The sequence below is a fragment of the Streptomyces sp. NPDC085946 genome, from assembly GCF_044540485.1.
GTDB lineage: Bacteria > Actinomycetota > Actinomycetes > Streptomycetales > Streptomycetaceae > Streptomyces.
Genome location: NZ_JBITSF010000001.1, coordinates 103,313 through 126,343 on the forward strand (window position 1 = coordinate 103,313; position 23,031 = coordinate 126,343).

General features: G+C 74.7%; 19 protein-coding genes, 1 tRNA gene and 1 pseudogene. 4 read left to right on the forward strand and 17 right to left on the reverse strand.

Annotated features, from left to right (window positions below):
• Nucleotides 1-126: 126 nt before the first annotated feature.
• From ACIF8T_RS00505 to ACIF8T_RS00525, 5 genes and pseudogenes are all read right to left on the reverse strand, one after another.
• A complete protein-coding gene (locus tag ACIF8T_RS00505) occupies nt 127-912 on the reverse strand; it encodes an amino acid ABC transporter ATP-binding protein (RefSeq protein ID WP_400029624.1) in 786 nt (261 codons plus the stop codon).
• Nucleotides 902-1,576, reverse strand: a complete 675-nt coding sequence (ehuD, locus tag ACIF8T_RS00510) for an ectoine/hydroxyectoine ABC transporter permease subunit EhuD (RefSeq protein ID WP_400029626.1) — start codon at nt 1,574-1,576, stop codon at nt 902-904. The genes ACIF8T_RS00505 and ehuD overlap by 11 nt, the downstream gene beginning before the upstream one ends.
• A complete protein-coding gene (gene ehuC / locus ACIF8T_RS00515) occupies nt 1,573-2,220 on the reverse strand; it encodes an ectoine/hydroxyectoine ABC transporter permease subunit EhuC (protein WP_400031426.1) in 648 nt (215 codons plus the stop codon). Before ehuC ends, ehuD begins: the two co-directional genes overlap by 4 nt.
• 50 nt (nt 2,221-2,270) lie before the next feature.
• Nucleotides 2,271-3,181, reverse strand: a pseudogene (gene ehuB / locus ACIF8T_RS00520) (ectoine/hydroxyectoine ABC transporter substrate-binding protein EhuB).
• Between the two features lie 79 nt (nt 3,182-3,260).
• Nucleotides 3,261-4,208, reverse strand: coding sequence for a D-2-hydroxyacid dehydrogenase (locus ACIF8T_RS00525; RefSeq protein WP_400029628.1), 948 nt, complete (start codon nt 4,206-4,208; stop codon nt 3,261-3,263).
• A gap of 267 nt (nt 4,209-4,475) precedes the next feature.
• On the opposite strand from ACIF8T_RS00525, the gene ACIF8T_RS00530 reads away from it, so the two are divergent.
• Nucleotides 4,476-5,207 carry a decarboxylase gene (locus ACIF8T_RS00530; RefSeq protein WP_400029630.1) on the forward strand — a complete coding sequence of 244 codons (732 nt, stop codon included), beginning with the start codon at nt 4,476-4,478 and terminating at the stop codon, nt 5,205-5,207.
• Between the two features lie 844 nt (nt 5,208-6,051).
• On the opposite strand, the gene ACIF8T_RS00535 is transcribed toward ACIF8T_RS00530, so the two are convergent.
• The 3 genes from ACIF8T_RS00535 to ACIF8T_RS00545 all read right to left on the reverse strand — a co-directional run bounded on the left by ACIF8T_RS00535 (nt 6,052) and on the right by ACIF8T_RS00545 (nt 9,085).
• Nucleotides 6,052-7,026, reverse strand: coding sequence for a GNAT family N-acetyltransferase (locus ACIF8T_RS00535; RefSeq protein WP_400029632.1), 975 nt, complete (start codon nt 7,024-7,026; stop codon nt 6,052-6,054).
• Nucleotides 7,027-7,283: 257 nt separating this feature from the next.
• Nucleotides 7,284-8,096 carry an ammonia-dependent NAD(+) synthetase gene (gene nadE, locus ACIF8T_RS00540; RefSeq protein WP_400031428.1) on the reverse strand — a complete coding sequence of 271 codons (813 nt, stop codon included), beginning with the start codon at nt 8,094-8,096 and terminating at the stop codon, nt 7,284-7,286.
• 59 nt (nt 8,097-8,155) lie between these two features.
• Complete coding sequence (locus tag ACIF8T_RS00545; RefSeq protein ID WP_400029634.1) at nt 8,156-9,085, reverse strand: SMP-30/gluconolactonase/LRE family protein; 930 nt, start codon at nt 9,083-9,085, stop codon at nt 8,156-8,158.
• Between the two features lie 294 nt (nt 9,086-9,379).
• Between ACIF8T_RS00545 and ACIF8T_RS00550 the strand changes: the two genes are divergently transcribed.
• On the forward strand, nt 9,380-10,471 hold the full coding sequence (locus tag ACIF8T_RS00550; RefSeq protein WP_400029636.1) for an LLM class flavin-dependent oxidoreductase: 1,092 nt from the start codon (nt 9,380-9,382) through the stop codon (nt 10,469-10,471).
• 18 nt (nt 10,472-10,489) lie between these two features.
• Here ACIF8T_RS00550 and ACIF8T_RS00555 read toward each other — a convergent pair whose 3' ends face one another.
• On the reverse strand, nt 10,490-12,337 hold the full coding sequence (locus ACIF8T_RS00555; RefSeq protein WP_400029638.1) for a putative bifunctional diguanylate cyclase/phosphodiesterase: 1,848 nt from the start codon (nt 12,335-12,337) through the stop codon (nt 10,490-10,492).
• A gap of 323 nt (nt 12,338-12,660) precedes the next feature.
• Between ACIF8T_RS00555 and ACIF8T_RS00560 the strand changes: the two genes are divergently transcribed.
• On the forward strand, nt 12,661-13,938 hold the full coding sequence (locus ACIF8T_RS00560; RefSeq protein WP_400029640.1) for a M6 family metalloprotease domain-containing protein: 1,278 nt from the start codon (nt 12,661-12,663) through the stop codon (nt 13,936-13,938).
• Between the two features lie 266 nt (nt 13,939-14,204).
• Here the strand turns inward: ACIF8T_RS00560 and ACIF8T_RS00565 are convergent.
• From ACIF8T_RS00565 to ACIF8T_RS00595, 7 genes are all read right to left on the reverse strand, one after another.
• A tRNA-Lys gene (locus ACIF8T_RS00565) sits at nt 14,205-14,278 on the reverse strand.
• Entirely contained in the window at nt 14,269-14,919 is a 651-nt protein-coding gene (locus tag ACIF8T_RS00570; RefSeq protein ID WP_400031430.1) for a bifunctional DNA primase/polymerase, read from the reverse strand. The genes ACIF8T_RS00565 and ACIF8T_RS00570 overlap by 10 nt, the downstream gene beginning before the upstream one ends.
• Nucleotides 14,920-14,966: 47 nt before the next feature.
• Entirely contained in the window at nt 14,967-15,332 is a 366-nt protein-coding gene (locus ACIF8T_RS00575) for a hypothetical protein (RefSeq protein WP_400029642.1), read from the reverse strand.
• A 180-nt stretch (nt 15,333-15,512) separates the two neighbouring features.
• Nucleotides 15,513-16,871 (reverse strand): AAA domain-containing protein, encoded by a 1,359-nt coding sequence (locus tag ACIF8T_RS00580; protein WP_400029644.1) that lies wholly within the window; start codon nt 16,869-16,871, stop codon nt 15,513-15,515.
• Nucleotides 16,868-18,460 (reverse strand): hypothetical protein, encoded by a 1,593-nt coding sequence (locus ACIF8T_RS00585; RefSeq protein WP_400029646.1) that lies wholly within the window; start codon nt 18,458-18,460, stop codon nt 16,868-16,870. Before ACIF8T_RS00585 ends, ACIF8T_RS00580 begins: the two co-directional genes overlap by 4 nt.
• On the reverse strand, nt 18,451-19,629 hold the full coding sequence (locus ACIF8T_RS00590; protein WP_400029648.1) for a hypothetical protein: 1,179 nt from the start codon (nt 19,627-19,629) through the stop codon (nt 18,451-18,453). The genes ACIF8T_RS00585 and ACIF8T_RS00590 overlap by 10 nt, the downstream gene beginning before the upstream one ends.
• A complete protein-coding gene (locus ACIF8T_RS00595) occupies nt 19,526-20,482 on the reverse strand; it encodes a phosphatase PAP2 family protein (protein WP_400029650.1) in 957 nt (318 codons plus the stop codon). Before ACIF8T_RS00595 ends, ACIF8T_RS00590 begins: the two co-directional genes overlap by 104 nt.
• Before the next feature lie 191 nt (nt 20,483-20,673).
• Here ACIF8T_RS00595 and ACIF8T_RS00600 point away from each other — a divergent pair, with 191 nt between their 5' ends.
• Nucleotides 20,674-21,270, forward strand: coding sequence for a histidine phosphatase family protein (locus ACIF8T_RS00600; RefSeq protein ID WP_400029652.1), 597 nt, complete (start codon nt 20,674-20,676; stop codon nt 21,268-21,270).
• 66 nt (nt 21,271-21,336) lie between these two features.
• Here the strand turns inward: ACIF8T_RS00600 and ACIF8T_RS00605 are convergent, their stop codons facing one another.
• Nucleotides 21,337-22,779: a hypothetical protein gene (locus ACIF8T_RS00605; protein ID WP_400029654.1), complete on the reverse strand. Its 1,443-nt coding sequence runs from the start codon at nt 22,777-22,779 to the stop codon at nt 21,337-21,339.
• Between the last annotated feature and the right edge of the window lie 252 nt (nt 22,780-23,031).

The window sequence follows — 23,031 nt, forward strand, 5'->3', positions numbered from 1 at the left end:
GGACGCCCCGGGAGCGGAGGTTGACAAGAATCCGTCCCTCCCAACTGGGGCGCTGGCACGCTGGCATATGACAGCGGCACCACCCGGCCCTCGGGTGTCGCCTCCTGGCCCGGGCACGGCCCGTGGTCACAGGACCGCGCCGAGGAACTCCCGGGTCCGGTCCCGCTCCGGCTCGCCGAAGATCTTCTCCGGCGGGCCCGCCTCGATCACCCGGCCCTGGTCGAACATCAGGACCTGGTCGGAGATGTCCCGGGCGAAGGCCATCTCGTGGGTCACGCACAGCATCGTGATGTCCGTGGAGCGGGCGATGTCCCGCAGCACGTCCAGGACGCCCGCGACCAGCTCCGGGTCGAGCGCGGAGGTCACCTCGTCGAGCAGCAGCACCTTGGGCCGCATGGCCAGGGCCCGCGCGATCGCCACCCGCTGCTGCTGCCCGCCGGACAGCTGCCCCGGCCGCTTGCCGAGGTGCTCGGTGAGCCCGACCGTCTCCAGCAGCTCCCGCGCCCGCTCCTCGGCGGCGTCCCTGGACATGCCGAGCACGGTCACCGGCGCCTCGGTGAGGTTGCGCAGGACGGTCATGTTCGGGAACAGGTTGAACTGCTGGAACACCATCCCGATCTTCTTGCGGACCTCGCGGACCTGCTTCCCGGACGCCGGGAACAGCCGCTCACCGTCGACGGTGACGGTGCCCTCGTCGGGCTCGGCCAGCGTCATCAGCAGCCTCAGGATCGTGGTCTTGCCCGACCCGGACGGCCCGATCAGGGTGACGTGCCGGCCGGCGTCCACCGAGAAGTCCAGCCCGTCGAGGACCGTGCGGTCCCCGAACCGCTTGGTGACCCGCTCCAGGCGGACCGGTTCGCCCGAGGGGCGCGCGGGGTCTTTTCCGTGGGCGGGACGGGTGTCAGGGGACAAGGCGTCGCTCCAGGGTTCGCAGGACGAGGGAGGCCAGGCAGGAAAGAACGACGAAGGCCACGCAGGAAAGAACGACGAAGGCCACGCCGATCACGGTCACGGGCTCGGTGAACCGGTAGGTCTCCTGGGAGAACAGCCGCGCCTCGCCGAGCATCTCCAGGACCGTGATCGTCATCAGCATCGGCGTGTCCTTGAGCATCGCGATCACGTAGTTGCCGAGCGCGGGGACGACCCGGCGCACCGCCTGCGGCAGGATCACCACCGTCCACGTGCGCCGCAGCGGCAGGTTCAGCGCCGTCGCCGCCTCCCACCGGCCGGCCGGCACCGCCTCGATGCCGGCGCGGTAGACCTGCATCGTGTACGTCGAGTAGTGCAGCCCCAGCGCGAGGACCCCGGTGGTCAGCGCCGAGGCGGTCACGCCCCACTCGGGCAGCACGTAGAAGAGGAAGAACAGCTGCACCAGCAGCGGGGTGTCGCGGACGAACTCCGTGACCGCCCCGACCGGCCGGCGCACCCACCGGCTCGGCGCCCGCGTCAGCAGCGCCCACACCAGTCCCAGCGCGAACGAGATCAGCGAGCCGAGGGCCAGCGCCTGGAGGGTGACCAGCAGGCCGTCCCGGAGGTGCGGCACGAAGTCGGCGACCGCGCTCCACTCCCGGTTCATGCCGCACCACTCCCCTCGGGCACGCGCACGGCGGCCGTCCCCTTCCGCGGCGCCGTGCCGGCGCCCGCCTTCAGCCGCCTCTCCAGCCCGCGCATGCTCCGGGTGAGCAGGAAGGCGATGGCGAAGTAGAGGAGCAGGACGTACAGGTGGATCTCCGCGCTCTCCTGGAGCGCCAGGCGCACCAGGTTGCCGCTGAAGGCCAGGTCGCCCATGCCCATGACCGACACCAGCGCGGTGCCCTTGAGCAGTTCGACCAGCAGGTTGGAGAACGGCGGGATCATCTCCGGCACGGCCTGCGGCAGCAGGATCAGCCGCATCCGCTGCCAGGGCGTGAAGCCGAGCGCGATCCCGCCCTCCCGCTGCGCCGGGTCGACCGCGCCGAGCGCGCCGCGCACGATCTCCGCGCCGTACGGCCCGTAGGTCAGGCCGAGCGCGAGCGTGCCCGCCCACATCGGCACGAGCTGCCGGCCCAGGGCGAGCGGCAGCACGAAGAACACCCAGAAGATCATGACCAGCGCGGACGTGCCGCGGAACACCTCGGTGCAGAGGCCCGCGAGGAAGCGGACGATCCACCGCCGGTGGGTGCGCGCGATGCCGGCGGCGAAGGCGGCCGCGCCGGCCAGCAGTCCGCTGAGGAGGAGCAGCTGGAGGGTGACTCAGACGCCCTCGAACACCGGTTTCCAGAGTCCCGGGGTCATCCGCGGCACAGCTCCTTCGCGGTCAGCTCCGTCATCTCGGCCCCGGTGAAACCGAACGGCCGCAGGATGCGCAGCAGTTCGCCGCTCTTCCTGAGCCCGCGCAGCTCGGCGTTGAAGGCGTCCCGCAGCCGTGTCTCGGCCGGCCGGAACGCGAAGGCGCCGCCGTCGACGTGCGGCCTGCCGCCGACGACCGGCCTGAACGGCCGGGTGACCTCCGCCCCGGCCGACTTCCTCGCCACCTCGCGGGTGGTCACGGCCGTGCCGGCGGAGACGTCGACGCGGCTGGCCTCGACGGCGTTCAGTCCGGCCACCTGGTCCGGGACGATGAGGATGTCGCTCTCCGGGTACCCGGCCTCGACGGCGTACCGGATCTCGGCGTATCCGGTCCCGGTGGCGAACCTCGCCTTCTTCCCGACGACGTCCCGGTAGGTGTGCAACCCCATCGGGTTCCCCTTGCGGACGATGAACGCGTCCAGCATCTGGTAGTCCGGGTCGGAGAAGATGACCTGCTCGCAGCGCTCGGGGGTGACGTGCATCCCGGCGGCCACGACGTCGAACTGCTGGGAGGTGAGCCCGGGTATCAGCGAGCCGAACTCGGTCGGTACGGGCTGCACCCGGTCCACGCCGAGCCGCTTGAAGACGGCCTTGGCCAACTCTGGTGCCTCACCGGTCAGTTCACCGTCCCGGTCGATGTAGCCGAACGGGATCTCCCCGGCGATCCCGAGGCGTACGACGCCCGCGGCCCGCAGGCGTTCCAGCAGGTCACCTCCGTTCGCACGCGACGCGGTGGCCACCCGGGAACAGCCCGCGGTCCCGAGCGCGCGCCGAGCGCCGCGACCCCCGCGAGCAGCGACCGGCGGGCAAGTCCGGGTGAGTTCCGGCCATTTCTGTGTCGTGGTGGAGCCATGGGCGCGCGGCTGCCCGAGCCGATGCAAAGCATGCGCCCGCAACGAGCGGGCCGGCGGGCGGCGGTGCGGGCCCGGCCGTCAGTGGCCGGGCACGTATCCGCGCCGCTTGTCGACCACGTTCGCCAGCGGCCTGCCCGCCTCCCAGCGGGTGTAAAACTCCACGAACTGGGCGGCGAGTTCGTCGAGCCGGCCCACGGTGTCGCCGCTCATGTGCGGGGAGACGACCAGCCCCGGGAGCCCCCACAACGGGCTGCCGGACGGGAGGGGTTCGGACGCGAAGACGTCCAGGGCCGCGCCGGCGATCCAGCGCCTGGCCAGGGCGTCGGCGAGCGCCTCGGTCACGACGAGCTGCCCCCGGCCGACGTTGACGAACCGGGCGGACGGCTGCATCACGCCGAAGCGCCGCGCGTCGAACATGCCGCGGGTCTGCTCCGTGAGCGGCGCGGCGGCGATCACCCAGTCGGCGCGGGCGATGAGCCGGTCCAGGTCGTCGGGGCCGTGGACGCCGGTGCGCGGGGTGCGCCCGACGAGCGCGGTGGTGACGCCCAGCGCCTTGAGGGCGCGGACGATCGCCCGCCCGACCGGCCCGGACCCGACCACCACCGCCCGCGTCCCGGCCACCCTCTGCGTCTCCCGATGCCGCCAGACCCGCTCCCGCTGAAGCTCCAGCGTCCGCGGCAGGTCCTTGGCCATCGCCAGCACGAGGGCGGCGACGTACTCGGCGACGGGCTGGTCGAAGATGCCGCGCGCGTTCGTCACCACCGTCGCGGAGGCGGTCAGCGCCGGGCACATCAGGTGGTCGACCCCGGCGCTGGCCGTGTGCACCCAGCGCGGCCGGGGTCCGTCGCCCGGCCACGCCTCGCGCACCGCGGAGGAGGTGACGTCCCACACCAGCAGCACGTCGGCGCGCGGCAGCCGCCCGGCGAGGGTGGCGGCGTCCGCGTGCTCGATCCTCGCGCGGCCGGTGAGACGGCCGAGGCGGGGCGGCGGGTCGGCGTCCAGGACGAGCAGGGTGGGGGTGGTCATGACAGCCGTTCCTCTCCGGGCGGGCCGACCGGGTCCTGCGGGCGGGGACGGGGGCGAGGGGGCGGACGGACCACGCTCGCACCGCACACCGTCACCGTCAACACGGCCGCGCGCACGGCAGGCCGGCGGCCGGGCGCGCCGCGTGCCCGCATCCCGGCGTCCGGCGCCCCGGTGCCGATGTGGGCGGCGGTCCGCCTACGGGGTACCCGTGCCGAGGGGCCGTACCGGCCCCCGTCGGCCGATGGCAGATCAGCAGGAAGGCTGGACATGACCGCACTCGGATTCCTCTACCCGGGCCACTCCGCCGAGGACGACTACCCGCGCATCGAGCAGCTCCTGGGCAGCGACATCCGGGTCGAGCTGGTGCACACCGACCTCGGCGAGGACGCGCACCGGCTGGACGCGCTGCGCGAGCTGGGCTCGCCGGAGCGGCTCGCCGTGGGCGTCCAGGAACTGCGGCACGCCGGCGCGGACGCCGTGGTGTGGGCGTCCACCAGCGGGGGTTTCGTGCACGGCTGGGACGGTGCCCGGGCCCAGGTCCGCGCCCTCGCCCAGGCGGCCGGCCTGCCCGCCTCCTCCACGTCGCTCGCCTTCGTGCACGCGGTCCAGGAGCTCGGCGTGCACCGGGTGGCGGTCGGGGCGACCTACCCGGAGGACGTGGCGTCGCTGTTCGCGGAGTTCCTGCGGGCGGCGGACCTGGACGTGGTGGCGGTGAAGAGCGCGGGGACCGTCGGGGCGGCCGAGGCCGGCACGTGGGGCGAGCCGGAGCTCCTGGCGCTGGCCCGCGCGGCCGACCACCCCGACGCGCAGGCGCTCCTCCTCCCCGACAACGCCCTGCACACGGCGGCCCACATCACGGACCTGGAGAAGGAACTGGGCAAGCCGGTCCTCACCGCCAACCAGGTCACGGTCTGGGAGGCCCTGCGGCTGGCGGACCGGCGGGTGAACGCGCCGGAGCTGGGCCGGTTGTTCACCCGGGAGCCGATCGTGCAGGTGTGAGGGGTGCCCGCGGGAGCGGGTTCCCACGGGGCTGGCAGGGGCGGGTCCGCCGGAGCGGGCCCGTCATCGGTCGAGCAGCGAGAACAGCACACCGAGCGCGCCGAGCGCGAGGCCGGTCCAGATCATGATCAGAGCGACTGGCCTTTTCACCGGGTCGTCTCCTCCTCAGTCGAGCGGCGGGGGTGGGCCCGGGGGATGCGGCGGCGGCGGGGGAGGGGTGCGCTCCTTCCGGTGGCGGGCCAGGAGAGCGGGGAAGGCGAACCCGGCGACTCCCCCTGCGACGGCCCCGACCAGCGGCGACAGCAGGGCGTCCCATCCGGCCCCGGAGCCGAGAAACCCCTGCGGCGCCGTCACGATGCCTCCGAAGACGCCCAGCCGGAGCGCACCACGCCCCCGCCGGGGCAGGCCGGACCGCTCACCGCTCATCCGGTTCCCCGGGGCCGGACCGGGTTCCGCGTTCGGTCAGGTGGGCGGCGACCAGGCAGGCGACACCCACGAGAAGGACGACGACAACCGTCGCCGTCCCGACCGGGAGGCTCGCACCTCCGGCGGCAGCGAACATCGGCACCTCCCCTCCCTCCTCACGTTCTCCTCACGCCGAGGTCTCCGACCTGTGGTCGGTCTGCCCTGGGCCGGCCCTGCTGAAAACGCCCCTCCCGGCCGGCGGTCACTGACCTTCGGCGCGTGGTGTCGCAAGGGCTGACGTCTCGTGATCCCCGCGGTGCGCCGGCGTGATCAGCAGGAACGGGGAGGGGGCAGCGGCAGGGCGCTCGGTGTGGGGTCCCGGTGCCAGCCGTCTCCTGACGGCATCGGGTCTTCCCCGGAGCCCAGTACGGCGGTGGGCTCAGCGCCAGTCGTCGATCACGTAGGCGTCCGGGTGGCTGTAGCCGGGTTCGTTGGGCTTGTGCATGGTCACGCCCTGCAGCCAGGTGCGGAAACCGCGGTCGGCCATGCGCCGGTAGGCATCCTGGCGGGCCAGGTTCATACCGGCGTCCAGTTGCCCCAGTCCCTTCTCGGCGGCCAGCCGCTCGCACGCGTCCAGCAGCCGTTCGAACCGGTCCGCGGCGCCCGGGCCGGGGCGTACGGCGCCGAACTTGACGAAGCACACGTCCTCACCGGCCTCCGACCCCGCCCCGCAGTGGCAGACAGCCAGGCCGTCGAGGCCGGAGTCGGCGCCCTCGAGGAGGACGGTGTCGCCGAGCCCTTGCGCCTGTGCGGCCGTGATCTCGCGCTCCAGGCTCAGGCCCGCGTACACGCTCCCCGTCAGTGCGCGGCTGAGGCTCAGTGCGCCGGGCCGCTCGGCGGCGGTCAGCTCGCCGTACAGCACTCGGCCGGGGACCGCGGCGCCGGCGGCGACCCGTTTCTTCATGACGGCGGTGAGGAACCGGGGCCAGAAACCGTACCGGCGGTAGAGCTCCAGGTGCTTGGGACTGTGCGCGAAGGTGAACAGGCCGAGGTGGCGGTTCTCCCAGGTGCCGAAGCAGGCCATGACCGGTTCCATGAGGCGTCTGCCGATGCCTTGGTCCCACAGGTCCGGACGTACGGTCAGCGGGCCGAAGAACCCGACGCTGCCCCAGTCGGCGGCGAAGTTCGATCCGACGACCTCGCCCCCGACGGTCGCTGCGAAGGCCGCGTGGGGGTCCGCCGCCCAGCGGGTGCGGACGTAGTCGGCGGTTCCGAAGAACGTCTCCGGCTCAGGAGCCCCGAGGAAGGTCCCGAAGGCGACCCTGAAGATCTCGTCGGCCCGGTCCAGGTCCGGCTCGGCCAGCGGGCGGACCGACACCGGGGCGGCGGCACTCGTTCGCTTCGCTGCGGGCATGACCGCTCTCCTCTCCGCCCCCGGTTCCATCGCACCACGGACGTGCGCCGCGCGCGAAGCGGCAGGTCCGACGCTGCCCCGGGGACCGAGCGGCCGCGTTCCCCGACGGCCGGGCGGCCGTCCCCCGCCGATCGACGACCCGCCGGGTCCCGGTCCGCCGGGGAGCGGGCGGCCTGACGGGTCCGTCACGCCGCGCGCCGCGCGACCGCCTCCGCCGACGCCCTGGGGACGGACCCCGCCCTGCCCGAAGCGGAGCGCTAGGGAGCGATCGGCAGCTGCCGCTTGTGCTCCGTCAGCCGGTAGCGGGCGACGATCGCCGAGAACGCCGGCTCGGCGACCGGCCTGCCCTCCAGGAAGTCGTCGATGTCGTCGTACGTGACACCGAGCGCGTCCTCGTCCGGCTTGCCCGGGTCCAGGGTCTCCAGGTCCGCCGTCGGGGTCTTCCACACCAGCGCGTCCGGTGCCCCCAGCTCCGCCGCCACGGCCCGCACGCGCCGCTTGGTGAGGCCGGTCAGCGGGACCACGTCCGCCGCGCCGTCGCCGAACTTGGTGAAGAAGCCGGAGACCGCCTCGGCGGCGTGGTCGGTGCCCACCACCAGGCCGTCGTGCGCGCCCGCCACCGCGTACTGCGCGATCATCCGCTGCCGCGCCTTGATGTTGCCGTGCACGAAGTCCTGGTGGTGGGCGTCGCGGAACACCGTGCCGCCCGCCACCGCCGCCTCCAGCGCCGCGTCGCTCGCCGGCTTCACGTCCACGGTCAGGACCCGGTCCGGCCGGATGAACTCCAGCGCCCGCTGCGCGTCCTTCTCGTCGGCCTGCGTGCCGTACGGCAGCCGCATCGCGTAGAACGTCGCCTCGTGCCCGGCGGCCCGCACCCGCTCCACCGCGAGCTGGCACAGCCGGCCCGTGGTCGTGGAGTCCACCCCGCCGCTGATGCCCAGCACCAGCGAGCGCAGGCCCGTCGAGGTCAGCCGTCCGGCGAGGAAGGCCACCCGGTGCTCGATCTCCTGCCGGGCGTCGAAGGACGCGCTCACCCGCAGGTCCCGGGCGATCTCCTGCTGCACGGCCATGGGCGTCGGGTCGGTCACGGTTGCTCCTGAAAGGGGTCGGAAGGTCGGGGGAGGGGTGGTCAGGGGCGGCGCGCCGGCAGCGGCGGTGTGCCGGTGACGGACATCACCAGGGAGTACAGCGCCGTGTCGGCGGCGATGAACAGGCGATTGCGCCGGGCGCCGCCGAAGCGGATGTTGGCGACGACGTCGGGGACCAGGAGGCGGCCGAGCAGCGTGCCGTCCGGGTCGTAGCAGTGCACGCCGCCGTCGAGGGCGGCGGCCCAGAGCCGGCCGGCGTCGTCGAAGCGGATGTTGTCGAAGGTGCCGATCCGGCACGCGGCGAAGACCTCGCCGCCCGAGAGGGTGCCCCGCTCCCCGTCGACGTCGAAGACGCGGATGTGGTTGGCCCGGCTGTCCGACACGTACAGCCGGCGCTCGTCGGGGGAGAAGACCAGGCCGTTGGGGCCGCTGAAGCCGTCGGCGACCAGCCGCACCTCGCCGCTGCCGGGGTCCACGCGGTACACGTTGCAGGCGCCGATCTCGCTCTCGGCGCGGTGGCCCTCGTAGTCGCTGGCGATGCCGAAGTCCGGGTCCGAGAACCAGACCGACCCGTCCGACCGCACCACGGCGTCGTTCGGGCTGTTCAGCCGCTTGCCCCGGAAACGGTCGGCGATCACGGTGACCGAGCCGTCGTGCTCGGTGCGGGTGACGCGGCGGTTGCCCTGCTCGCAGGTGATCAGGCGACCCTCGCCGTCCAGCGTGTTGCCGTTGGGGTATCCGGCGGGCGAGCGGAAGACGCCGACCTTCCCGGTGGTCTCGTCCCAGCGGAGCAGGCGGTCGTTGGGGATGTCGCTCCACAGCAGGTAGCGCCCGGCCGGGACGTACAGGGGACCCTCGGCCCAGCGGCAGCCCTCGTGGAGGACCTCCAGCTTCGAGTCGCCCGCGGTGCACCGGCCCGTACGGAACCGCTCGTCGAGGACCTCGTACAGCTCCGGTCGCTCACCGGGCACGCCGCCACCCCCACCATCGATCGGGTCGCACGCGGCGTCGGACACCGACGGCGCGTGCCGATCCACACGGACACACGGACACACGGACACACGGACACGTGGATGCACGGACACGTGGATGCACCACACTAAACGCCCTCCCCGGCCCCGCGGATCCGGCCTGCCCCGGCCGCCCGGGAATAACCGGGGACAGTCTCCTGTTTCCGCCGGAACGACCGCACACGCCGGTGGGCCGCGACAGCACCCGCCCACCGGCGGAACCAGCACACGGCCCACACCAGGAGGCACCCCACCGTGGCGGCAGACGAGATCCGAGGCGCGGCCCAGGGCAGCGCCCCCGTCCCCCTCTCCGTACTGGACCTGGTCACCGTCGGCGCGGGCCGCACCGCCTCCGACGCGCTGCGCACCAGCGTCGACCTGGCCCGCCTCGCGGAGGCACGCGGCTTCCACCGCTACTGGGTCGCCGAGCACCACTCCATGCCGGGCGTGGCCTCCTCCTCCCCGGCCGTGATCCTGGCCCACCTCGCCGCCCACACCGACCGCATCCGGCTCGGCTCGGGCGGCGTGATGCTGCCCAACCACGCCCCGCTGGTCATCGCCGAGCAGTTCGGGACGCTGGAGGCCATGGCGCCGGGCCGGATCGACCTCGGTCTCGGCCGCGCCCCGGGCACGGACGGCGCCACCGCCGCCGCGCTGCGCCGCACCGACCGGCTGAACGAGGGCGCCGACGACTTCCCGCAGCAGCTCGCCGAGCTGACCCGCTTCCTCGACGACGACTTCCCCGACGGCCACCCCTACCGCCGCATCCACGCCGTCCCGGGCCCCGTCCAGGCCACCAGCCCGGGCGGCGTGCAGTCCCCGCACCGCCCGCCGGTCTGGCTGCTCGGCTCCTCCGGCTTCAGCGCCCGCCTCGCCGGGGTGCTCGGCCTGCCCTTCGCCTTCGCCCACCACTTCTCGGCGCAGAACACCGTCCCGGCCCTGGACCTGTACCGGGAGTCGTTCAGGCCGTCCGCCGTCCTCGCCGAGCCGTACGCCCTGATCGGCGTCTCCGCGCTCGCCGCCGACGACGAGAAGGAGGCCCGCCGCCAGGTGCTGGCCGCCGCCCTCAACATGGTCCGGCTGCGCACCGGCCGTCCGGGCCTGGTCCCGACGCCCGAGGAGGCGGAGGCGTACGACTGGAGCCCGATGGAGCGCGACTTCGTCGACTCCTGGAACGCCAACGTCATCCACGGCACCCCCGACGAGGTCCGCGCCGGCCTCGACGACCTCCACAAGCGCACCGGCGCCGACGAGCTGATGCTCACGGCCAACGCCCACGGCGGCGACGTGCGCCTGCGCTCCTACGAGCTCATCGCGGACGCCTACGGGCTGCCGGCCCCCGCCTGAGGAGCCGGCCGGAGGCCGTCACGGCTTCCCGCACCCCGCCTGCACCCCGGACGGCCCCAGCAGTCCGGAGATACGATCCGGCGGCACCGGGCGCGAGTACAGCCAGCCCTGCCCGGTGTCGCACCCGATCCGGCGCAGCCGCGTCGCCTGCGCCGAGGTCTCCACGCACTCCGCGGTGACGGTCAGGCCGAGCCGGTGGGCGAGCTGGATCATCGCCTCCACGATGACCTCGTCGGCCGGGTTCGGCTGGGCGGCCGTGTCCCGGTCCTCGTACTGGAAGCCGCGGACGAAGGAGCCGTCCAGCTTCAGCACGGACACCGGCAGGCGGCTGAGGTACGCCAGGTTCGAGTAGCCGGTGCCGAAGTCGTCGATGGCGATGCGCACGCCCATGTCGCTCAGGGCCTGCAGCGTCTGCAGGGGGCGGCCCGCCGAGCCCATGACGGCCGACTCGGTCAGCTCCAGCTGGAGCAGGTGCGGGGCGAGGCCGGTCTCCGCCAGCGTCTCCGCCACGTCCGCCACCAGGTCCGAGTCCCACACCTGGCGGACCGCCACGTTCACGCTCACGAAGATCGGCGGCTCGCCGGGGTGGTCCACCTGCCAGCGGCGGGCCTGCCGGCAGGCCGTCCGCAGCACCCAGCGGCCCAGCGGGACGATCGAACCGTCCTCCTCCGCAAGTCCGATGAACCGATTCGGCGTCAGTACGCCGAACTGGGGATGGTTCCAGCGGACGAGCGCCTCGACGCCGTGCACGCGGTCGTCCTCCATGCCCACCAGCGGCTGGTACTCCAGCGTGAACTCACCGCGCTCGATGGCCGGACGGAGCGTGGAGGCGAGGGCCTGGCGGGTGATGCGGTGCGCGTTGCGCTCCGGGTCGAACAGCGTCCAGCGGGCCTTGCCGTCGGCCTTCGCCCAGTACAGCGTGGTGTCCGCCGCCTGCATCAGGGCGGTCGGGCTGGTCCCGGCGGCGTGCCGCTCGACCACCCCGATCGACGCCGACACCGACAGCCGCTGGCCGGAGATGTCGAAGGGGGCCTGCACCGCCCGCAGCACCGACTCGGCGAGGTCCGCGAGCTGCTCGGTGCCCGTCGAGTCCTCGACCAGCAGCGCGAACTCGTCGCCGCCGAGCCGGGCCACCAGCGGGGTGCCGGCGCGGGCGTGACCGGCCTCGTCGGCGCAGCGCGTGAGGCGTTCGGCGACGGCGGCCAGCAGCCGGTCCCCGACCCGGTGGCCGAGCGTGTCGTTGACGGCCTTGAAACCGTCCAGGTCCAGGTAGCACAGCCCGATCCGGCCGGTGCCGCTCTGCTCGTACGACTCCGCCTCCAGCGCGGCCGACAGGCGTTCGAAGAACAGCGTGCGGTTGGGCAGCCGGGTCACCGGGTCGTGCATCTGCAAGTGCCGCAGCCGCGCCTGCAGTTCGTGGCGGGCGCTGACGTCGGCGACGGACAGCAGCACGCCGCCGCCGTCCCCGGCGGGCAGCGGGGCGACCGTCACCTGCGCCCACACCGACCGCCCCTCCGGGCGTTTGAGGCGGCGGGTGCAGCGCAGCCGGGCCTGCCGGCCGCGCAGCACCTCGCGGTAGGCGTGCCAGGTCCGGGCGTCGGAGGTGAGGTCGACCAGGTCGGCGGCGACGGTCCCGCTCAGCGCGTCCGGCGTGCTGCCGAGCAGCGCGGCGAGCGTGTCGTTGGCGCTGACGACCAGGCCCTCGCGGTCGACGACGGCCATGGCGAGCGGGGCGGCCGCGAAGACGGAACGGTACGGCGCGCCTGACGGGGGCTCAGTACGGGGAGACGTCTCAATCTCACTCTCTGTGACGACCGGCCGGTCGGGGTGTGCCGCGGGCGCCGGCCCTTCGGACGTTCCGCTCACCGCTCGCTCCCGCAGTGCACTCGATCGCTGTCCGTGCAGGAAAGTCTCAGGAAAGTGTGCCGATCATAGATGCTGCCCCCGGACCCTTCCAGCCGCTCGACGGTCTCCGGACCCGGCCCACCCCCCTGACAGATCGTTTCTGCCCGCACCTGGACGGCTTCTGCGGGCCTCCGACCAGTTGTGACGTTCCGTGAGTGGTTCCAGGGTGTCGGCCCCCCTTGGTGTGGGCACTCTCACCCGACTGGTGCAGACAAACAGGACGCAGTACGACAAGCACACACAATCTGGATGCGGTGTTCCGCCAACCGCATCCGGAGGTCCCTGTGCCGCGTCAGCTCCCAGGTCCGCTGAGGGCGCGGCCCCGACTGCGCGGCACCGCGGCGGTGTGCACCACCCTGTCCGCGCTCGCCGCGACGTCCCTGGCGGCCGGCCCGTCGGACACCGAGTCCCGCACGTCGGCCCCCTGCGTCCTGACCCGCACCGACGCCCACCACTCCGAGGGCCTGGACACCTGGAACGCCGCCTATCCGCGCCCGGCCCGCAGCCTGGACGCGGTGCTGGTCTTCCTGTCCTTCCCCGACTCCCACCCGCTCACCGAACCGCACGAACTGGCCGCCGACCACTTCCCGGACACCACCCGCTTCTTCGCGCGCGCTTCCTACGGCAGGTTCACCCTGCGCCCGCACCCCCTGCGGCACTGGATCCGGATGCCGCGCCCCTCCACGGCGTACGCCATACAGCGCGACTGGAAGGCCGCGGACCGGGCCGCCTACCTGCGCGACGCGCTCGCCGCGGCGGACGGGCAGGTCGACTTCGCCCGCTACGACGTCGTCTACTTCGTCGCCGACCCGGACGCGCCCGGCGTCGACTCGGACGCCACGAAGGTCGTCAACCTGGACACCCCGCTGCGGGCCGACGGCACCGACCTGCGCCGGATCGTCACCGTGTTCGAGCGGCATCCGCCCGACCGGCTGGTCCTGGCCCACGAGACCGGGCACGTCTTCGACCTGCCGGACCTGTACCGGCGGCCCGTCGACGGCAAGGGCGACTGGGACACGTACGTCGGCGACTGGGACCTGATGGGCAGCCAGTTCGGCCTGGCCCCGGACCTGTTCGGCTGGCACAAGTGGAAGCTGGGCTGGCTGGACTCCCGGCAGGTGGCGTGCGTACGGGGCGCCGAGCCGGCGCGGCTGACGCTGGAGCCGCTGGAGGCGGGGCCGGGGGCGCCGGTGACGGGTGCCGCCGGGGCGCCGGCCTTCGGTCTCGGGCGGGGCACCAAGCTCGCGGTCGTCCGCACGGGCGCCGACAGCGTGCTCGCGTTCGAGGTGCGCGCCCCCGTCGGCAACGACGCGGCCGCCTGCCGGCAGGGCGTGCTCGTGTACCGCGTGCGCAGCGGGGCCCAGTCCGGCGGCGGACCGATCGAGGTCATCGACGCCCACCCGGAGACGGAGGCCTGCTGGGAGGACTCGGTCTACCCGCCGCTGGCCGACGCCCCGGTCGCCGTGGGCGAGAGCTTCACGGTGCCGGGGGAGGGCGTACGGGTGGAGGTGGAGGACCGGACGGCGGCCGGCGGCTGGACGGTGAAGATCACCACGGTGTGAACCCGGCCGGTGCGGCTCCGGTGCCCGGCCCGGGGACGTGCGGCCGTGGCGGCCGGCGCGGGGGCGCCCTGCCGGGCGGTCCGGGCTCCGGTGGCCGCCCCGGGCCTCCCGTCCGGCGGACCCGGCGCCCGTGATCCGGCGGCTGTCCCGTCGGCCCCGGAGGGGGAGCGAGCGGCGAAGCCCCGCACCGCGCGGCGCCGACCGCGCACAAACAGAGATGGCGAGGAGATTCGCGTTTTCCGCGAATTTCCTCGCCATCGTCACCGTGCGCCGCCAGGGACTCGAACCCCGGACCCGCTGATTAAGAGTCAGCTGCTCTAACCAACTGAGCTAGCGGCGCCTGCTGACGTCGTAGACATTAGCACCCTGATCGGCGGGAGGAAAAATCGATATCCGCACGGCCGCCCGGGCCGCCCGCACGGCCGCCCACAGCAGGACCTCCGGGCCGGGCAGCCAGGGGTGACGGGTGTCCGGGGCGACCAGCCAGCGTGCGCCGGACCGGGCGGAGGCCGCCGTTCCGCAGGGGGCCGGGACGGTCACCGCGTCGCCGGTGCCGTGGCACAGCAGCGGCGGGATCGCCGCCGTACGGGTGTCGTCGCGGCCGTGCGCGCCCCACTCCTCCCAGGCCAGCAGCGAGGGCAGCCGCTGGGCGGTGCCGGGCGCGGCGAACAGCAGCGTCCGCCCGCGGAACTCGGCCACCGGGCCGGAGCCCGGCCCGTCCTCCCAGAGCCGGTCCAGCATCCGCCGCCCGAACGTCGCGGGGGTGCTGACCACGTCGAAGACGGCACCGCAGGGCAGGACGACCGGCGCGTCCGGCCGCTCCTCCCAGTACGCGAGCGTGCTGCGCGGATACGTTCCTGCCGAGGCGAGCCAGTCGGCGCCGTCCGTGGTGACGTCGGAGACCTTCCAGATGCCGCTCATGCCGTCAGGTCTACCGGCGGTGAGCGGACCCTTGCGCAGAGTTGCGGGAAACCGGGACAGGGGGGCGGGGGAGCGGGTATCTTGCCCGCCCGGCATATGCCAGGCGGTCAGACCGGGTCGGCGTGCCCGGACCCCTCGCCGCCGCGCAGCAGGTCCTGGCCGAACTCGACCATCCTCTTCGCGTAGTCCTCGGTCCACTCGGCCCGCTCCGCGATGTCCGCGGTCGTCAGCCGGTCGAACCGCCGGGGGTCCGCGAGCTGCGCGGCCGCCATCGCCTGGAACTCCACGGCACGGTCCGCCGCGGCGCGGAACGCCTGCGTCAGCTCCGTCGCCCGCTCCAGCAGCGCCCGGGGGTCGTCGATCGACTCGAGGTCGAAGAAGTGCTCCGGATCGGAGGCCGCCTCGGCGGGCTCGAAGAGCAGGGGCGCGGGGCGCAGCCGCGGTTCGTTCCGACGCGGCGTCTGCTCCGCCATGTCTTCTCCTCCTCGTACGTCCGGCTCGTCGCCGTGGACCCGCCGGTGCGGTGGGCCACCGTCCATTGTCGCGCGGCCGCGCAAGAGGGCCCGAGGCGTGCGGGAGCACTCCCGTCGCACCGGCCCGCCCGGGCGCGGGTCACGCCGCCCCCACCACCCGGCACGGTCCCCCGGCGGCGGTCACGGCCGCCACGCCACCCGGTGCTCCGCCAGGTGCGCCAGCACGGCGTGGTTCGCCTCCCAGCCGTCCGGGAACTTCACGAGCGTGCCGAGCTGGACCGGCTCCGTGGACGGGTAGTCGTCCAGCAGGTCGCCCACGCCCGCCCGGCACACCACGATGCACGCGTGCCGGTGCCGCGAGGCCAGCACGCACAGGCGGCCGGTCTCCAGGTGGAAGGCCGTGGCGTCGGGGCGGCCGGACAGCGGGTGCAGCACCACCGTGACGTCGTACTCCCGTCCCTGGAGCCGGTTGGCCGTGTCGACGGTGACGTCCGGCACGCCGAGCTCGGCCAGGGCGGCCCGCACCGCCGCCGCCTGGTCGCGGTGGGCCGTGCCGACGGCGATCCGGCCGGCGGTCAGGGGCACGGGGTCCGGCGAGCGCTCCGAGACCGCCGCGCCGCCCCGGTCCAGCAGCCGCCGCACGACCGTCGCGACCGCCCGCACCGCCTCGGGGTCGGTGCGCGGGGTGTGCCGGGCGGGCAGCTCCAGCAGGCCCCAGCCGGACTCGGCCGCCTCGTCGATCACCCGGTCGGGCCCGGAGCCGTCCGAGGGGACGGCGAGGGCGAGGCGGCGGTCGCCGTGGCCGGTGCCGCTGCGGAAGGGCGTGTAGGGGTAGAACGCGTCCGACACCAGGGGGGCCGCCGAGGCGGGCAGCCGCCAGGACACCGGCAGGCGGTGCTGCGGCAGGTCCGGGTTGTGCGCGAGCAGGGTGGTGACGGCGGAGGCGGACGGGTCGTAGGACAGGCCCGCCCACTGCTCGCTGCCCACGATCGCGAACGGGTCCAGCTGCCCCGGGTCGCCCACGAACAGCGCCCGCTCGAACAGCCCCGCCACGGCCAGCAGCGCGTCCGAGCGCATCTGGTACGCCTCGTCGACGATCGCGTGCCGCCACGGCTCGTCGGCCTTGACGTGCGCCCACTTGGCCGCCGTGGACACCACCACCGGCAGGCCGGCCAGGTCGGCGGCCTTCGCCGACTTCCGGACGTGCTCCAGGCCGTCGAGCGCCTTGTCGTACGGGTCGGCGTCGCTGCTGTGCAGACGGCCGACCGGCAGCTCGGGGTTCTTCTCGGCGAGCCGCAGGACGAGGTCGTCGACCTGGGCGTTGGTCTGCGCCACGACCATCAGCGGGCGCCCCGCGTCGGCGAGCTCCAGCGCGGCCCGCACGACCAGCGTGGACTTGCCGGCGCCGGGCGGGGAGTCGACGACGACCCCGCGCGCGGCGCCGTGCAGCGTGTCGCGCAGGATCGCGTCGGTGGCGCGCGCGGCGGCGGCACCGGGGTCGAAGGCGGCGCGCGCCTCGGGCGCGCGGGCGGTCGTCACAGCACGTCCTCCTCGGTCACCGGGTCGGCGGCCTCCGGCGTCGCCTCGCCGGGCGGCCCGCCGTGCGTCCAGGGCGTCTCCTCCGGGTCGGGCAGCTTCGCCCCGCCGCGCGGCTCGTGCTCGAACAGCGTGAAGCACACCGGGTCGCCCTTCTCCGGCACCGACCCGGCCTCCGGCTCCTTGCCCCGGCCCATCTTGTCGAGGATCCGCAGCACCACCAGGGCGCCGTCCTCCTCGTACCCCACGAACTCCGCCGACTGCGGCTTGCCGCCCAGCGACCGGTACACCTTCACCCGCTCCCCGAGGTGCGGCCGGTCGTCGGTGCGGACCGTGACCAGCGGACGGGGGCCGGGCCGCCTGCCCTCGCTGTACGCCATGGCGACGTCGGTCACCTCGCCCGCGAACGCCTCCCCCGACAGCCGCCGGGCCGCCATCGCCAGCGGGTCGTCGAGCGCCTCGTGCGCCTCCAGGCGGGCCTGCTCGCGCTCGCGCGTGGCCAGCTTGTTCGCGGCGGTGACCGCGTCGTCGCGGCGCGGCTGCGGGGGCTCGCCCGCCAGGACCCGGTCGCGGTGGCCCGTGAACGACCAGCGGTCGCGCGTCCACCGGTCCTCGACGTGCGCGCCCTCGGGCAGCCCGCGCAGCAGGTCCAGGCCCCGCCACACCGCGTCCCAGGTGGGCCGCGTACGGCTCGCCACCAGCGCGCGGATCTCCCGCTCGGCGGCGGTCAGCGCGCCCAGCCGGTCGTCGGCCTCCAGGCCGTCCTCGGCGGCGGCGAGCGCGGTGCGGGCCCGGTCGTAGCGCTCGACGGCCGGGGCGAGCAGCCTGTTGTCGAAGGCCGGGTCGGTCGCCGGACCGGCGGGCGGGCACAGCAACTGCCCGTCCGCGTCCCGCGCGAGCTCGGCCCGCACCGCGGCCTCGGCGCCCGACAGGCCCTCGGGCGGGTCGATCCAGGCGAGCAGCGCGCCCAGGTGCTGGTCCTCCAGCGTGGACTGGCCGGTCGCCCAGTGCCGGGCCAGCAGGTCCGTCACGGCCAGCAGCAGCGACGAGCCGGGCACCCGGGCCCGCTCCCCGAAGTGCGTCAGCCACCGCCCGAGCAGCGGCACGCGCGGCGGCGCCGGGTGCGGGGCCTCGGGGTCCTGCTCCGCCGTCCGCCGGAACCGCATGGAACGCCCCAGCAGCCGGACGTAGTCGATGCCCGCGCGGCTCGGCACGATCAGCTGCGGGGCGTCCGCGCACAGGTCGACCTCGACCTTGACCCGCTTGCCGGTCTCCGGGTCGGTCTCGGTGCGCTCGGCGGCCTCGACGGCGTCGGCGTACCCGTCGACGTACGGCAGCACGATGTCGGACAGCTCCGCCAGGAACGCGAAGCGCAGGTCGCGGTCGCGGGGCTGCGGGACGACCAGCAGGTGCGGCGCGTCGCGGTCCGTGCCCACCAGGGCGCCGAGCGGGGCACCGGCCTCACCGGCGGTGGTGAGCGGCACGAACACCAGGGGCCGTTCGGACAGGTGCCGGTGGCGGACGGTCGCGGCGGGCTGGGCGCGGCCGGTGCGGACCGCCTCCAGGCGGGCGAGGGTGGCGATCAGCGACATGCCGCCCCCTCCAGGGCCTCCGCGCGCAGCGCCGCCGCCCGGCGCAGGGCCGCCACCGCCGGGTCCGCCGGATCGCCGGCCTCGCCGCGCGCCGCCGCCAGCACGTCCTCCACCGTGGCCAGCGCGCCCAGTTCGGCACGGACCGGCCGGCCCAGCGCGGTCACCGCGCCCGCCTCGCGGGAGCGGGCCCGGCAGTGGAAGGCCAGTTCGCACGCGGACAGGCACTCGGGCGCGTACGTCGCCGGGACCGACTCCACGGCGGCCGTCAGCGCCTCGGAGGGCAGGTCCGGCGCGAAGCAGGTGCCCTCGGGGAGCGCCTCGGCGATGTCCTCGATCCGGGTGAGCCGGGCCAGTTGACGGGCGGTCACCGCGCGCTGCTTGCGGACGTCCACGGCGGACGCGGCGGGCAGGTTCGAGAAGTCCTTGGGGCAGACGAGCAGGATCCGGTGCCGCACGCGCGGGGCCGGGTCCAGACGGGCCGCGACCTCCTCCAGCGCCAGCACGTACACCGCCGCCTGCCGGGCCGCCGCACCGACCTTCGCCGGGTCCGCGGCGCCGTCCAGCAGCGGGAAGGACTTGATCTCGACGACCGTCCAGCTGCCGTCGGGGTGCACGACCACCGCGTCCGGCTCCAGGAAGGCGGGCGAGCCCGCGACGTGCAGGGCCAGCATCGGGTGGTCGAGCAGCGTCCAGGTGCCCGGCGCCGCCGCGGCCTCCCGCAGCGCCAGCGCCGTCCGCGCCGTCCGCCCCTCGGGACCGGCCGCCGTCAGGTCGGGCACGTGCGCGCCGGCGGGCGGCTCGGCGCCCCGGTCCAGCCGCTCGTGCGCCAGCCGCAGCAACTCCGCGCCGCCGTCCGCCTTGACCTTCGCCTCGAACGCGTTGCCCCGCATGAACGCGAACTGCGACTGCCCGAACCCGGAGGGCGCGCCCAGCGCGCTCGCCAGCGCCGTCTTGTCCACCCCGGCGCCGTCCAGGATCGCGCGCCGCCGGCAGCCCGGGTTGGCGGCGAGGGCGGCCAGGGCACGCGCGTCCAGCGCCTTGGCCGGTACGTCGGGACCGCGCAGCTCAGCGAGCAGGTGCCGGAGCGCCTTCTCCCGCGTCCGAGGGGGAGGAACTCGGCTCGGTTCCCGCTGGGAACCGTGATTCGCGCTGCCGTGGGATTCGCTCACCCGCGGAAGTCTGGCATCCGGCACTGACAATGGGGGAATCTGCGCCGGGGGAGTCCGCCGTGACGGGTGCGACACGCGGCAGCAGTTGGGCCCGTACCCGGTCCGCGCCCCGCGTCACGAACGGCGCGAGCAGCAGCCCCGCGCCCATGACGGCCGCGCCCGCGACCGCGTCGAGGAAGTAGTGGTTCGCGGTGCCCATCACCACGACCGTCGTCACCAGCGGGTAGAGGACGGCCGCGGTCCTCGCCGTCCGGGTGCCGCCGCCGTGGCGCCACAGGATCACCCCGCACCACAGCGCCCAGCCCACGTGCAGGCTGGGCATGGCCGCGTACTGGTTCGTCATGCCGCCCAGTCCGCGCGGGGCGCTCGCCTCGCCGCCCCACCAGCCGTACGAGCTGTAGTAGGCCATCGTGTCCACGAAGCCGTGACGCGCGTCGAGCAGGCGGGGCGGGCAGGTCGGCAGCAGCGTGAAGCCGATCAGGCCGATGAAGGTGGAGGTCATCAGCCAGGTCCGGGCGGCGCGGTAGTGCACGGTGCGCGAGCGGAACAGCCACACCAGGAGGGCCGGGGTGACCAGGTAGTGCAGGGAGGCGTACCAGAAGTCGGCGGGTATGCCGATCCAGGGCTCGCGCGTGAAGAGGCGGTTGAGCGGGTGCTCGGCGTTCAGGTACAGCGCCTTCTCCACGCGCAGGATCGCCAGGCCGTGGTCGACGGCTCCGGCGACGTCGCCCCGCGCGAGCAGCCGGCCCGCCGAGTAGCAGGCGTACACCAGCAGTATCAGCGGAAGTTCCGTCCACCAGCGCAGCCGGGTCGCCGGGGTCGCCTCGGTGCCCGGTGTCTCGGTGTGCGGCATCCGATCGCCCTCCCCCTTGGTCTCGCACGGCGCCCGGCCGGTCGGTCGTGCCACTTTAAGGCGTGCGCGCGCCCCCTGTGCGCGCCTCCGGCCCTGATAGACGCTGAGATCGCCCGCCGGGTTGCCCGCACGGGGGGTGCGCGATGATGGAGAGGAGTTCAGCCCGCGTTCCCGTTCCGGAAAGGTCTCCCATGGCACCGCGCATCCTGCTGGCCCGGCACGGACAGACCGAGTGGTCGCTGTCCGGCAAGCACACCGGCAGGACCGACGTGCCGTTGCTGGAGGAGGGCCGGCGGGGCGCCAAGCTGCTCGGCGAGCGACTGCACCGGGCGCCGTACGACGCCCTGCCCGGCGTGGAGGTGCGCACCAGCCCGCTGGCACGCGCGCGGGAGACGTGCGAGCTCGCCGGCTTCGGGGACCGCGCGCGGACCTGGGACGCGCTCATGGAGTGGGACTACGGGGCGTACGAGGGCATGACCCCGGCCGAGATCCAGGCCGTCCGGCCCGGCTGGCTGATCTGGCGCGACGGCGTCCCCGAGGGCGAGACCCTGGCGGAGGTGACCGCCCGCGCGGACGAGGTGGTGTCCTGGGCGCGGTCCGAGGACCGGGACGTGCTGGTCTTCGCCCACGGGCACATACTCCGGTCGATCGGGGCACGGTGGCTCGGCCTGCCGATCGGCTTCGCGGCCCGCATACGCCTCAACCCCACGTCGCTGTCGGTCCTGGGGTGGGCGTACGGGGAACCGGCCGTCGAGAGCTGGAACGACCTGGGGCACCTGGCGGGATAGCCGCCCGGCGGCGGCCCCGGGCGCCGGGGCCGGGCCGGTGACCCGGCCGGCGACCGCACGGCCCGCTCACGCCGTGCGCGGCAGCGAGGCGTGCCGCTCCAGGAACGCCGACACCCCGGAGGCCCGGCGGTGCGGCAGCAGGACCCGGGCCGTCCCGGCCAGCATGGTGTGGATCCGGGACGACTGCACCTCCCCCAGGAGGTCCAGCACCCGCATGCCCGCCGTCGCCGCCTCGTCCGGCCGGCCGCCGCGGGCCAGGTCGTCGGCGAGTTCGGCGGTGTACAGCGCGATGTTCCGCGTGAAGTGCGGGTCCTGGAGCTCCGCGGCCCGCCGCGCGTGCCGGGCCGCCCGGGGCCAGTCGCCCAGCGTCGACCAGCACTGCGCCTCCAGCCCCTCCAGTTCGGCCTCGCCGTAGAAGGTCATCCACTCCGGGTCGGCCTGCGAGGGGCCCCGCTCGAACAGGGCGTGGGCGCGGGCCAGGGACTGCTCGCAGCCGGCCCGGTCGGCGAGCCCCGCCCAGCCGCCCGCCTCGCGCAGCGCGAGCAGCGACATCAGGCGCGGCGACCCCAGCGGGCGCGCGGCGCGCTGCGCGGCCTGCGCCGCCCGGACCGCCTCCCGGGGCCGGCCCGCGTCGCGCGCGAGGAACGCCGTGTTGCAGAAGGCGTGCGCCTCCAGCGCCGCGTCCCCGTTCAGGCGGGCGGTCGCCAGCGCCTCCGCGTAGTGGGAGCGGGCGTCGTCGAACCGCCCCGAGTCGTGCGCCAGCCAGCCCACCGAGACGGCCAGTTCGCCGGCGCCCGAGTACAGCCGGTCCGCGGTGCTCTGCCGGGTCGTGCCGGCGTCGAGCAGCGCGTAGGCGGCGCGCAGCGGGGCGGCCGCGCGCCGGTAGAGGCCGTCCGCGCCGTGGCGGTCGTCGAGCAGCCGGATGCGCCGGACGGCCTCTTCGAGGGCGCCCGCGTCGCTCGCCCCGGCGCGGCGCACGGGCGTGTCCGCCGCCGCGGCGTCGAAGGCGAGCCCCAGGGGGCCCAGGGAGGCGGCGGCCACCGTGGCGCCCCCGCCGGTCATGAATGCGCGACGCAGCACGTCGCTCTCCTCGTGGTTGTCGTGCGGGTCGTACGGGTCCTGCGTGTCATACGGCCCGTACGCCCCGCTGGTCTCACTCGTGGCGTTCGCCGGGTCCGGGGGGCGCGGGCCGGGCGCGTCCTCGGCGGCGCGCGCCCGGCGTCCGCGTACGGACGAGCGGGACGCGAACCCCAGGTCGGTGAGCGTGCGGCCGGGGAACATGTGCAGGAACACCCGTTCGTACGCGTAGTTGGGGCAGCGGATCTCGCCCGCCTCGACCCGGCCGATGTACCGCGCGTCGCAGCTGACCCGCTCGCCGATCTCGCGGGCGGCCCGCCGCACCGCCGCCGCGAACTCGGCCGGCGAGCGCTGTCCGCGCAGGTGCCGGAAGACGAGGTTCGGCCGCGGTGGCCGGTCGGATGGGGACGAGGTCACCGTTGACGACGCCATGGCCGGGTCCTCTCGTGCGAACCGTCGAACCATGCCGGACCAGTGACGGATCGACGGCGGGCCGTTCCGCCCGGATCGCCGTCCTGGGTCCGGCGGGCAAGAACGTACCGGCTGTGACGGAGTCGCCACGCGGGGTTTGGCTACAAACCGGATGTCTCATGCGTGATCCGCCATGAAGTGCCATCCTTTGCGGCTGACGTCCGCCGTAGCCGTTGACGGCCGCGGCCGTTGAACCCCGTGGACCGGGAGGCC